We start from the raw sequence: 14,193 nt of genomic DNA on the forward strand, positions 1-14,193 counted from the left end.
AGATTTCTTAATATAAAGAGAGTGAAATCTATTGTGCTAATTGTCATAAGTTTAGATCAAGTATACTTAAAACTGATAAAAGTCATTCTTAAAAACTAAAAAATGAAGTAACATTGATGCTTAAACACATTTATGGAACTCTCGAAAGATATTGTTTTAAGACCTAGATTTTTTCAAGATTTAAATATACCTTCAGAAAAAGCACTCGAAGCATTTGAAAATATAGGAAAGACTTGTCAGGATTTTAAAGTAAGTCGAGTAGACCATCACGTTTTTATACGTATTCCTAAAAAAGAACAACATTTTTGGTCACCGCAGCTCCATCTTGAAATTTATAATATTGGAGAGGGACAACCTAAACTCAAAGGACTTTTTGGTCCTAGCCCTACAGTTTGGACACTTTTTATGTTTCTACATTTTATAGTGGTTACATTGTTTATAGGCGCTGTAGTTTGGATGTATGTAAATATGCGTTTAGATAAACCTTATTTATTATCCATAATTATAATGATTTTTTTATTTGTGATTTGGTTTATACTTTATTTTGTAGGACGTATAGGAAGACATGTAGGTAAAAAAGAAATGCGTAAACTATATTTCTTTATGAATAATACAATAAACTCTGTCCAATAATCAGATAATAGAGAAATTAATGATAAGTTTTTTTCTTTTGATGAATTGATGTTTAACTTAAAAACAATTAATTAAAGTAACGTTTTATGTTTTTATCATTCCTAAATTTAAAATAAAAGTACTCTTTAAAAACGATGGTTCTATTTAGTTAATTTTAAAAATAACAACAAATCAGTACTGCCAGAGTTTTGAAAACAGCTTATGAAATTATAACTTTGAGCACCTAAAATAAATTGTTATGATGTACGAGATAAATATTTGGAACGTAAAAAAGGTATTACTTACAGTAGTAATCGCATGTTTTTTTATACAAGTGAAGGCGCAAAACGAACAGATTTCTATTCAATCTATTAGCGATCAAGAATTTGAAGTAAGGAGTCTTAATGGGATTCCTTATACAATAGTTCTAGAAGAAAGTAATAATGATGGACAATTTCATTTAGGGAGTAACAGTAGTCTTACTTTTAAGATAGAAGATATGATTGATACAAGAAGCACACTTAGAATTGTGTTTGAAGATGAGATATATCACTCCTTAGAGAATAAACTGATTAAACAATATCAAACTGACTTAGAATGGATTGAATCCGTTTTAGACATTAAAGAAGGCGAATTTAAAAAACTTCCATCACGCCCTGTTTATACTGATGCAAATTTAGAAAAACTAAAAGCTAAAGTATTTGAATATGCAACCACTAGTAAAAAAGAAGACTATTTTAATCAATGGATAGAGAAAATAAATTACTCTGTGGGTGCAGTAGGTTATTTCCAAGAGTTATATGCTGCGTCTAATGGTAAAGATAATGCACAGCGATATAATTTTTTACCAATAAATATATACAATGAACTTCACAAAAGGAAATAGTATTAGTCTACAAAACTGATGTTTTAGTAACATCAGTTTTGATAATTTTATATTCTTATTTTCGATACAATATATGAAAACCCCTATAAATAAAAAGATAGGAGAGTAGGAGGTGTACTAATGGCGGGAGCTTTTGTTTGCTTTTGGTAGAGTTTTGTTTGACTTACTATTTTTGTAGTGTAATAATTTACTGTAAAAGGATAAGCCATATCTTTATTTTGTAAATAAACTTTCCTAATAAAATATCTTGAAGAAATGTATCGTTTTTAATTTTGTAATATAAATGAGTTGAAAAATATACTTGATGAATATAGTAAATTGATTGAAGGGGATACTTTCGATTATCAACGATTTAATCAGTATGCAATAGTTCATCATTCTAATGCAATTGAAGGTTCTACTTTAACCAAGGAAGAACTTTTTTTATTATAAACAAAAGCTTTTTGTTTTTGGTATAGTAAAAAAGTAATTAATACTTTTTTGGTCAATAAAAAGAAAGAAAAGACTCATAAAAAGCAAAAGTAAATCTCACTTTTTTTGCAAAATGTCAAACAAAGACAACTAGTACGTCAAAGGAAAACAAATTTACTTTCCGATACAGAAATTGGCAAAGATGTTGCCTAGTAAATCATCACTAGTTATTTCTCCGGTAATCTCTCCGAAGTGATATAAGGCTTGGCGAATATCTATAGCCATTAAATCCCCAGAAAGCCCAGAATCGATACCATATTGTACTTTCTGTATTTCTTCTAAAGCTTTTAATAAAGCATCATAGTGACGAGAATTAGTTACAATAGTCTCATTACTACGTAAAGCGCCGGTGTTTACATACTCAAGAAGTTTATTTTGCAACTCATCAACACCAATATTTTGTTTTGCAGAAAGCAAGTGGATATTTTTGATTTTTGATTTTAGAATTGAAATTTGTGCATTATCAAGTTTATCTACTTTATTGGCAACAATTAGTAATGGTTTTTGCGGATATTGATTTTTTATTTTTCCTATTTCAATTTTTAATTCTTGTAAGCTGTCTACGGTTAATTTAGAACTATCGACAAGATAAATTACTACTTGTGCCTGCTCTATTTTTTCAAAAGTTTTTTTAATTCCGATATTTTCAACAGTATCCTTAGTATCTCGAATACCTGCAGTATCAATAAATCTAAAGCCAATTCCACCAATAATAATTTCATCTTCTATAGTATCACGTGTAGTTCCTGCGATTTCAGAAACGATGGCTCTGTCTTCATTCAATAAGGAATTTAATAATGTAGATTTTCCAACATTTGGCTCTCCGACAATTGCTACCGGAATTCCATTTTTAATAACATTACCTACAGCAAAAGAATCGATAAGTCGTTTTAATACATTTATAATTCTAATGATTAGATCCTTAAATTGAGTACGATCTGCAAATTCTACATCTTCTTCAGCAAAATCCAACTCTAGTTCTATCAAGGAAGCAAAATTAAGAAGCTCATCTCTTAGTTTTTGAATCTCATTAGAAAATCCACCACGCATTTGTTGTATTGCAATTTGGTGAGAAGCTTCAGAATCAGAAGCAATTAGATCAGCAACTGCTTCGGCTTGAGAAAGATCTAGTTTTCCATTAATAAAAGAACGTAATGTAAATTCTCCTGCATTCGCTATTCGACATCCACTTCTAAGTAATAATTGAATGATTTCTTGCTGAATATATACAGAACCATGACAAGATATTTCTACAGTAGGCTCACCAGTATACGAATTAGTTCCCTTAAATAAAGAAACTAATACTTCATCAAGGATTCTATTCTTATCAATAATATGACCTAAATGAATAGTATGTGTTTTTTGAGAACTTAATTTTTTACCACTAATAGAACGAAATAATGAAGAACAAATAGCGATTGAATCTTTACCAGAAATGCGAATAACCGCTATAGCTCCTGCTCCTGATGGTGTCGCTAATGCAACTATAGTATCTTGTGTAATCATTATTGTAAATGTCGAAAGGCAAAAATAGGAATTAATGCAAGTATTCTAAATTTTGATAGCTAAACTTTTTAAATAAAAATGAGTATTGGATATAGAAAACTGTAATTTCTATAATTAACCATATTAAATTTACTTTTGGAATTCTTGAAAAATGAATAGAAGTTTTTGATTTAGACAAGAAAGAGAGCTTACATACAGTTCAGCAGAACATCTAAGAAAGTAATAGTGTTATGCCTACAATTTTATATTAAAAGATAGAATTATATATTTATTGTATTATGGTTTATGCGTATTTTTTTTGAGGATGTAACTATCTTTTAGCCAAAGTTTTATGTGTATATTTATGCTGTTCTAAAAGAAACAGTTGTATCCTTGTTATGATTAAATAATTAGAAGTTCAACTTAAAAATAATATAAAAATAAGCACTGCAATAGTAAAACTTTGGCGAGCCAACAAAAGCAATGTCTTAAAACTAAATAATAAGTACGTATTGATTTTTTTTAAGAGTTTACTCAAAAATTTGATTATGAAAAACCTAGTTGCTTGTAAGTCAAGTTTAATCTAGGTTTTTTGAAAAGTATTATTTTAGGAAAAAAGATATATTTTAAAAGTAACAATTAATCAATGAGATATCATTTTTAACTATGTCTTTATTCAAAATCAATACTCTACTGAATTGATGAATCTATATATGCAATTCTTGTTTTTTAACTTCAGTTTTTGAATTTTAATGATTAAATTACGGTTTAACTGTAAATATTATGAGGTATTAAAAAGCTTATAATCAAAGTTTTATGTTTAAATTTATGATATCTATAAAATTAACATGATGTTTTTGTGATATCAACTATATTATTTATTGCCCATAAATAATATAGTAATGAACTTAACCAATAATAATATTTGCTTATGAATATCATTACTTTTATCTTCTTAATAAAGAATGTGAAAAGTATTTTTACGATTACATTTTTTTACACACGATACCATATATATAAATCTTATTTTAATAGAGATCCTATCTAGCAATATAAAATTCTTAAAACATATAATTAGACTTTTCATTTATATAATTAAGAATAGTCGTGAATACAAAAATTATAAAGAGAACAGTTCCTACAATTGTAAACCTTTGCTGAGGTAGTAGTTGTATGAAGTATGAGCAACGACCAGTTTAATACTAACTTAACGATTATGAAGATTTATTTTAAACCTAAAGGTGTGACAAGTGTACCTTTTATAAAAGATATAGAAAAGAACGATACTGATAGAAATATTGATATTAGTTATATTAAAAAAGAAGTAAATATACTATCTAATTATAGAATTCTAATTTTGATAGAGGCAATGATTATTTTATTAGGAATATATTCTTTTATTGCATATTCATTTTTAGAAACCTCTTCCTCTTTTTTTTAGAAAGAATTCATTATAAATATTATAGATCTATAGAAAATTCTATTACCTAATAGTCCTTCTTTAGCATAGTGATATATGGATACCTTTTTTCTTAAAAATTTATTAATATATCCCAAAAATGAATTTTATAACCTTTTATACTTTTTTTATTGATAATCAGTTATTTATATTTTTTTTACGGGGTAGCCGTAATTATTTTGATACATTAATGTATTGAAAATTAAAATTTTATGTATAAATTTATAATGTTAAAAATAGTTAATATGAGATTGTTTTTGTTTGATGAATTCTAGTTTAAAGAAACGATAAAGAAATAATTTTTTAGTATTAATAGTTTTATAAAAAAAATAATAAACCTAGGATCTGTAAAACTTTTGGCGAGCCAGCGGAATAGGTTTTGAATAACGATGTTTAAATCAATTATTATGAAATTATATTGTCTTACCCCAAAAGATATACCAATATCTTTTTCTGTAAAAAATAATACTTCGAATAATAATAGACTTGTTTTTCAATACCGAATTGTATGATAATAAAATATCAGATTACAGTTCAATGAGTTTGTGAAGAATACTAACTTTTTTATGTATATATTTTTGTTATGTATTCTTTTTTTAGTGTACAATTAAAAATTAGAGTTGTATATATGAATATGCATTTCGTCGATATGTTTTGTTTTTTTCGTCGCGCATATGTTTTGTTTTTTCGATTATATCAATACTTTTTGTAAGATGTAATTAGTTTAGATTATACAAATGATGAAATATATTAATTATGACAGTATAAGTATACTAAAAAATGATATACAGAAAAGAAGCTACTTTTAATTAGAAAGTAGTGTCGAAATATAAATAAAAAAACCCTGCAATTGTAAAACTTTGGAGAGTCGGCAAAAGCAGGGATGAATAACTAATTTTTTAAAATCAGTCATTATGATGAATTATTATTTTATTTTTTGTCTTAAAAACACTAAAATACTTTTTCAAGATCTAGCTTTTTTTATAGAAAAGATGTTCTTATTACTACGTCTTGAAAACTTCAATTACTCAACATTAATTTATAAACAATCCAATACATATCGATTGTTTACATCCTTTTTAATCATTGTAATTTTATTAGAAACGTACAAAAATAGTTTTTATTCTTCAATACAATACTATTTGCAAGTATAAATTAATAGCTGGATACAATACGAATGTATCCTTAATATAATGAAAATGTGCTTGACTTTTGTTTCAAATCTTTTTTAGAATTTCTATTTGTATTATAAAATACAAGATAGGTAAGTATCACTGTAGTATTTCATTAATGTTTTAGCTTAAAATTTCTGATAGTACTTACTAGCTTTCATCAGATGTTTATAGGTTTATTTTAATCAAGAAACTAAACTTGGTTATGGATTATTGGTTAATTAAGTGTTTAAAAGACACATGTTATAAAATGTATTATACTAATTGCTTATGAAAAAAAATACACTTCATTCGGTGTTAGAGATAAATCAGTTTTTAAAGATTTTTATAAACTGGATTTCTGTAAATGTAATCTTGATAAATAAAATTAATTTAGTATTTATTACATTATTAATCGTCCCTTTATTTTTTTACGGACAATCTATAACTAATAGAGATGTTTTTTCTGGTAAAATAGATTATGCTATAGCAGGTTCTTCTTTTAGAGATAAACCAACAGATATTTCAGGGGGAGTTAACTCTAGAGATACTAATGCTTCTATAGCAACAACTGCTCCGTCTGTTTTAACAATACCAGCAGGAGTAACTGTAGAAAAAGCATATTTATACTGGACACATGGTAATTCAGTACAAGATAATACAGTCACATTCCAAGATCCATTAGGAACCTCACATACAGTTGTTGCTGACCAATCATTCTTTGATCATTTTGATGCAGTCGAAAAATATTTCTCATATATTAAGGATGTAACTACTATTATCTCTAATAGTGGCTCTGGTACATATACTATGAGTGATTTAGCTATTGAAAGAGGAGGGTCAACAAACCCCAGTACCGGAGCATGCAATGCTTGCACTCCTTGGTATCAGTATAGTACAGTAGGAGGCACCTGGATGTTAGTTGTTGTATATGAGGATACTATTAATATTTCAGAGATTTATAATATTAATATATACGATGGTCTGAAGTTATTATTAAATGGTAGCGGAAAAGACGCCTCGACTACATTTACACTAAATCAGTTATTAGTAGATGCTCCTGTAGAGGGGAATTTAACGATGTACAGTTTTGAAGGAGATAATAATCCTGCACATACAGGAGAAGGAGTTACTATAAATACAAATCAAGCAACAAATGTAGATGGTGTTCCATTCGGTGCTATGCATGATGAAAGTAATACCTATGCTAATGTAGCAAGTTCTCCTTTTCGTTATGGTATCGATGTAGATGAATATAATATCTCATCATATTTAACAGTCGGTGATACCTCATTAGATGTTGGTCTGCAAACAGGAGCAGACCAAATACATGTAATAGCAGCAATTACAAAAGTAAAATCAAATGATGAGCCTGTAGCTAATAATGATAGTGTAACAACCAATCAAGAAACTTTAATAAATATAAATTTAGCAGATGACGATACAGATGCTAATAATAACCTAGATCTAGCCTCTATTACAATAATAGGAGGGAATAGTACTACTAAGGGAAATGTAGTTGTTAATAGTAATGGAACAATTGATTACACCCCAAACCCAACAGAAACAGGTGTTGATACATTTACGTACCAAATATGCGATACATCACAGCCAACACCTTTGTGCGCTCAAGCAACAGTAACAGTAACTATTCTTCCAGACTCTGATGGAGACGGTGTAAGTGATACAGTGGATTTAGATGATGATAATGATGGTATTTTAGACACTGTAGAGTGTTCAGCTACAAATTCTTTGGCTCTTTTTGAAAATCTTTCTACAACATCGCAATCGTATACTATTGGAGCATATCAAATTACTCAAACCTTATCAGGAAGTCAATTCGATACATATACAGATGATAATGGAAATATAGCCTTAAATACTAATAACTCATATGTTGATATATCAATTTCTGGAAATCCAAAAGTTATAATCTCACCAGCAACAAATGCAGGTGTAAATTTTGATACCGGTGATCAATGGACTATTATTTCTTCAGGAAATACATTTGTAGTAAATGATCCTAGCAATGGTTTAAATATAATTTCAAATACTATAGGTCAAATAGTACTTAACCCAAATTCTATGAACCCTACAGGTTGGTCAATTGAAGTAGCTAACGTATCAGATATTAGGTTTTTGATGAATATAGGGAATACAGCTTCTGATCTAAATGTTCAGTTTTCATTATGTAATGATAACGATAATGATGGTATTATAAATAGCTTAGACATAGATAGTGATAATGACGGAATTTATGATGTAGTAGAATCAGGAGGAACAGCAAGTACTACAATTGGTCAGGAAGGTCGCCATACTGACGATGATGATAATATAGATAATACTGCTACGAATGGAGTTCCCTCTTTAGCAAATAGTGGAGCAGGAAATACGCCAACCAATACAGTAGGAAGCACACCAGCAGATTATTTAAATATCGATAGTGATGGAGATAGTTGTAATGATGCTAATGAAGCGTATAATACAGATTATGCAGATTACCAAGCTAACTCAGCAGATTCTAATAATGACGGTACTTATGGAGGAGTCGTAGATAATACAGGTGTAACGACTAATGGAGCAATCACAGGATTAACCTATACTACTGATGCTACCCGTTTAGGTAATGTAATTAAGAGTACAACTATTGTTTGTGAACTAGATTCGGATGCTGATGGAGTTTATGATGTAACTGATTTAGACGATGATAATGATGGGATATTAGATACAGAAGAATGTACTGAAACAGTTAATACATTATCAAATTCAGACTTTCAATTAAATGGAGTAGATTGGTCTATAGATTCTACTGTTTCTTTCCCAAATGATGGAGGAGATATAAATTTGTATTATTATAATGATAACCCTTCAGGAGCTTTTCCTAATAATGTTGTTGTTCGTAATGATAATACAATCTCAATAGAAAATGGACAAGAGTATAATTTATCTTTTTTTACAGCATATAGTAGTGGTAACCCTTGTGCATTAAACTATAAATTCATTCTTTATAATATTAGTAATAGTACACAGTTTCAGGTCGTAGGTCCTAACCTAACTACAGGTGGCTCGGGATCAATAGGAACACAAGTCCCTGTAACTAGTGCAGGAAATAATTTCGAATCTGTAGCAACTCAAATTATAGAAACTTTTACAGCTACAGTTCCAACAGGTAATTATTACTTAGGGTTTGCTATAGCCAAAGGAGGAGGTTGTGGTGGAACAGGAAGAGATATACACTTAGATGACATTATTTTTAGTTCAAAAAAATGTATATCTGATACAGATAATGATGGCATTATAAATAGCTTAGACTTAGATAGTGATAATGATGGAATCTATGATGTAATAGAATCCGGAGGAAATGCAAGTACCACAACTGGTCAGGAAGGTCGCCATACTGACGATGATGATAATATAGATAATACTGCTACGAATGGAGTTCCCTCTTTAGCAAATAGTGGAGCAGGAAATATGCCAATAAATACAGAAGGAAGCACATCAGAAGATTATTTAAATACCGATAGTGATGGGGATAGTTGTAGTGATGCCAATGAAGGTAGTAATACAGGCACAGCAGAAGGTAATGACGGAGGACAATACGGTGATAATGATCCGCAAACTCTTGTAGATGGAGAGGTAAATAGTAATGGGCTGGTAGTTGCAGCAACTTACAGTAATACGCCTATAGCAGAAGTAACAGATAATAGTGTATTAACGGCTTGTGGTAACTCTGATGGTGATGGAGTTGATGCATCAGTAGAAGATGGAGCTCCTAATGGAGGAGATGGGAATGGTGATGGCACTCCTGACTCGCAACAGTCTAATGTAGCTTCTATTCCAGATGCTACAGGAACGGGGTATGTAACTTTAGAAGTTTTAAATGCAGGAGATTGTACTCAGATTTCAGGAATGAAAACAGTACTAGAAAATGAACTAGCTTCTTTAGATGCTGATTTTGATTATCCAGTAGGGTTATTAGATTTTACATTAACCTGCGGAATGCCAAATCAATCAGCAGATGTGATTATTTATTGGCATAATATCAATACCATAAATGTTTTTAGAAAATATGGATCAAGTACTCCAGGAGCTAATAATGCAACATATAATAGTTTTACAGCTACTCTAGGTACAAAGACAATAAATGGAGTAACAGTTCCAACCACTTCTTATAAATTAACAGATGGACAACCAGGAGATGAAAGTTCAACTCCAAGAATTATTATAGACCCTGTAGGACCTTCGATGCCAAGCGTAGATTCTGATGGAGATAGTTTGGTTAATGGAATTGACCTTGATGATGATAATGATGGTATTTTAGATGTTGACGAATGTAATATCAGTTCAGGAACATTTGGAACAGAGTTAGTAGAAGATGCTAATACAATATTTGAAATAACAGCAGAAAATGACCCAAATATACTTACGTCCTTATTATTTGGTTCTAATACAGATTTAACACTTGTATCTTCTAATATCAATGTAGGAGATGGTTCTGTAACTCAAGTAGGAACTTTTAATGATGGAGATCAAGTTACAGATAGTGGAGGTAATTTAGGAGCTTTTATAGGGTTTAGTAAAGGAATAATTTTTTCTTCAGGAAACGTACTAGAATTAGACGATAGTTTATCAAATCAGTTTTTTGAAAATGAACCTACACCGCCATTTAGCACAACAGGACCTGCTCTTGGAGATGGAACTAATGGAACAGGATCAGCTGGTAATGGTACAGATACAGATTTTGTAGGTGGATTAGATGTTGCTAGTTTAGAATTTGTAATAAATGTTCCTGTAGCAACAACACTTACAGGAGAGTTTGTATTTGCTTCAGATGAATATAATGACTTTGTAAATGCAGGGGTTAATGATGCTGCAAAAATAATTGTTAATGGGACTAATGTGGCAGTAACCCCTTCAGGGTCACTCTTAAGTATTGATACTGTAAATAATACTAATGATAGTTCATTTTATATCGATAATGAAACTGATCCTACAGCAGTAAATATTGAAGCAGATGGATTTACGAGAACACTAACTTTTTCTGCAGTACTTACAGCAGGAAATAATACAATTAAAATAGGAGTAGCAGATGAAGGAGATAGACTTTTTGATTCTTGGTTGATTTTAAAAGCAAACTCTTTAATACTATGTTATGATAAAGATACTGATAATGATACTATTGCTGATAGGTTAGATTTAGATAGTGACAATGATGGGATCTATGATGTAGTAGAATCAGGAGGAATATTAAGTGGTGCCACAGGACAAGAAGGGAGACATAATGACGATGATAATAATACGAATAATGTAGCTACTAATGGAGTTCCTTCTTTAGCAAATGGTGGAGCAGGAAATACACCAACCGATACAGAGAGTAACGGTAGTTTAGATTACTTAACCTTAGATAGTGACAGTGATGGTTGTAGTGATGCTAATGAAGCATATGGAGATGCTAATGCAGATGGAGGTGATGGAGGTATATATAACCCAAGTAATACAGCAACAGAACCATTGACTCTGGGAGCAGGGACAGTAAATGCTAATGGAGCTGTAGTAGCAGCATCTTATGCTAACCCTACAGATGGAGATACAAATAGTGTTAGTGATTACCAACAAGTAGGAGGACCGGATAGTGATGGAGATGGTATACCAAACAGTTGTGATACTATTTTTAATGATGCAGATGGAGATGGTATAGGAGATTCAGTAGATTTAGATGATGATAATGATGGGATAACTGATTGCGAAGAATCTGGTATAACGACAACATCAGAAGTTAATAATCTATTTAGTATTAATGGAAATGCACAGAAAACAACAGCAACAGAATTTTTACTGACACCAAATTTAGATCAGCAATCAGGACAAGCAATGTCTTTTAATCGAATTGATTTTTCAAACAATTTTAAAATATCCTTCGAGGCTAATCTTGGAACCAATAATAATGATGCAGACTTTTTAAACTCTGGAGCAGATGGTATAGCTATTGTGTTTCATAATGATCCTGCTGGAGCTACAGCTGTAGGAGGTGCGGGAGAAGGAATAGGGGCTTCTGGTATTCAAAATGGAATTGTACTAGAAATAGATACTTTTGATAATAGTGGCTTTGGTCCAACATCTGGAGATATAGCTAATGATCATGCTATGATTTGGGACTCTGATAGCCAAGCAACACATTTATCTCCTGCAGTTTCTTTTGGAGATATAGAAGATGGTGCATGGCATCCAGTAGAAGTAACATGGAATGCGACATCTCAAACATTAAAATATACTATAGACGGTACTACAGCAGGAACATATACTGGTGATTTAGTAACAAACTTCTTTGCAGGAGAAAAATTAGTATACTTCGGTTATACAGCTTCAACAGGTTCTGTGAAAAACGAACATAAAGTACGTTTTCCAAGTGGATTATGTACTAGTTTACCATTTGTAAGAGATACAGATAATGATGGAATACCGAATAATTTAGATTTAGATAGTGATAATGATGGTATTTATGATGTTATCGAAACTGGAGGGATAGCAAGTACTATAGCAGGGCAAGAAGGTCGCCATGCAGACGATGATAATAATTCTAATAATACAGCTACTAATGGGATTCCTTCTTTAGCCAATGGAGGTGCAGGAAACCTTCCAACTGATACATTAAGTGATAGTATTCTGGATTATTTAACATTAGATAGTGATGGAGATGGATGTAGTGATGCTAATGAAGCATATAATAGCGCTACTGCGGATGGAGGTGATACAGGAGTGTATGGTACAGATCCAGCTATCGTGAATGCTAATGGGTTAGTAACAGGTGCTGGATATACTACTCCTGTAGATACAGATACTAATAATACAGCAGATTATCAACAAGCAGGAGGACCAGATAGTGATGGTGATGGTAAACCAAATGCTTGTGATCTTATTTTTAACGATATAGACGGAGATGGAGTAGGAGATGCTGTAGATTTAGATAATGATAATGATGGAATACCCGATTCTAATGAAGGTTGTGTACAATTTGACCTTACAGGAACTATTGGTACAAGCAATAATCAAATTGTAAACGGATCAAATTATGCTTTACCAAACACGACCGTTACTTATTCACGTTCAGGTCCTAGTGAATCTAGTATTTTTGGTACAATCGCAGGAGCACAAGGACAGGCTATTAAATTTTCAGGGAGTTCTGGTAATAATGGTACTTTACAACTTAACTTCAATAATTTAATTTCAAATCTTAAATTCAAACTTACAGATTTTGATGAAATAGAAGAATTTGAAGTAAATATTTTTAATGAAAATAATGTACTATATGATTTGACTACAACAGGAGTAGTCTCTAGAGGTACTATAATTAGTCAAACAGGGAATAAATTTTCAGGAACAACAATAGAATCTTCAGGTGGTCCTTCCGTAAATGGAGATGATCCAAATGATGATAGTGTTGGTTCTGTAGTCTTTGATATCAATGGGAAAATATCACGTATCGAAATTAATTATAACTTTCCAAGAGGGGCTTCTATAAGAATGCCTATAAGCAATTATTGTAGCTTAGATAGCGATGGAGATGGAGTATTTAATCATCTTGATTTAGATAGTGATAATGATGGAATCTATGATATTGTAGAAACCGAAAATGCAGCCTTAGATACTAATGGTAATGGTGCTGCCAATGGTAATGTAGGAACTAATGGTATTCCAGATGCAGCTGAAGATGGAGCTGTAGATGGTGCAGGTGTAAGTGGAACACCATTAAATACAGATAATACTGGTAATCCAAACTATCTGGATATTGATTCTGATGATGACGGTATCCCAGATAATGTAGAAGGACAAGCTACAGGAAATTATAATCCACCATTAGGCACGGATGCAGATAACGATGGTATAGATGATCAGTATGATACTGATTTTACAGGGAATAATGCCTTTACACCAGAGAATACTGATGGAGCTGATAGTCCAGATTATATTGATACCGATAGTGATAATGACGGTACAGGCGATGTTGTAGAGAGTGGCCAGGATCTCGGTAATGGTCTGACTAGTGATACCGATGGAGATGGACTACTAGATCGTTTTGACGATGTAGATACTACAGGAGCTACTCCAGATGTGAATGACAACTTAGATGC

At 31.1% G+C, this 14,193-nt stretch carries 5 protein-coding genes; 4 read left to right on the forward strand and 1 reads right to left on the reverse strand.

What is annotated here, in order from left to right:
- The first annotated feature begins 132 nt into the window (after nucleotides 1-132).
- Nucleotides 133-633, forward strand: coding sequence for a hypothetical protein (locus N456_RS16110; protein WP_062059470.1), 501 nt, complete (start codon nucleotides 133-135; stop codon nucleotides 631-633).
- A gap of 238 nt (nucleotides 634-871) precedes the next feature.
- A complete protein-coding gene (locus N456_RS16115) occupies nucleotides 872-1,498 on the forward strand; it encodes a hypothetical protein (RefSeq protein WP_148639347.1) in 627 nt (208 codons plus the stop codon).
- A gap of 585 nt (nucleotides 1,499-2,083) precedes the next feature.
- On the opposite strand, the gene mnmE is transcribed toward N456_RS16115, so the two are convergent.
- Complete coding sequence (gene mnmE, locus N456_RS16120) at nucleotides 2,084-3,475, reverse strand: tRNA uridine-5-carboxymethylaminomethyl(34) synthesis GTPase MnmE (protein WP_062059474.1); 1,392 nt, start codon at nucleotides 3,473-3,475, stop codon at nucleotides 2,084-2,086.
- Between the two features lie 1,195 nt (nucleotides 3,476-4,670).
- On the opposite strand from mnmE, the gene N456_RS16125 reads away from it, so the two are divergent.
- Together N456_RS16125 and N456_RS16130 are read left to right on the forward strand one after the other, a co-directional pair.
- On the forward strand, nucleotides 4,671-4,895 hold the full coding sequence (locus tag N456_RS16125; protein ID WP_148639348.1) for a hypothetical protein: 225 nt from the start codon (nucleotides 4,671-4,673) through the stop codon (nucleotides 4,893-4,895).
- 1,460 nt (nucleotides 4,896-6,355) lie between these two features.
- On the forward strand, nucleotides 6,356-14,193 hold a 7,838-nt coding region (locus N456_RS16130), incomplete at its 3' end, for a lectin-like domain-containing protein (RefSeq protein ID WP_205410277.1).

The organism is Aquimarina longa SW024 (assembly GCF_001401755.1).
GTDB lineage: Bacteria > Bacteroidota > Bacteroidia > Flavobacteriales > Flavobacteriaceae > Aquimarina > Aquimarina longa.

Excerpts from the sequence above, each read along its gene's own strand:
- N456_RS16110 (WP_062059470.1), top strand. The coding sequence starts at position 133 with ATGGAACTCTCGAAAGATATTGTTTTAAGACCTAGATTTTTTCAAGAT.
- N456_RS16115 (WP_148639347.1), top strand. The coding sequence starts at position 872 with ATGATGTACGAGATAAATATTTGGAACGTAAAAAAGGTATTACTTACA.
- mnmE (WP_062059474.1), bottom strand. The coding sequence starts at position 3,475 with ATGATTACACAAGATACTATAGTTGCATTAGCGACACCATCAGGAGCA.
- N456_RS16125 (WP_148639348.1), top strand. The coding sequence starts at position 4,671 with ATGAAGATTTATTTTAAACCTAAAGGTGTGACAAGTGTACCTTTTATA.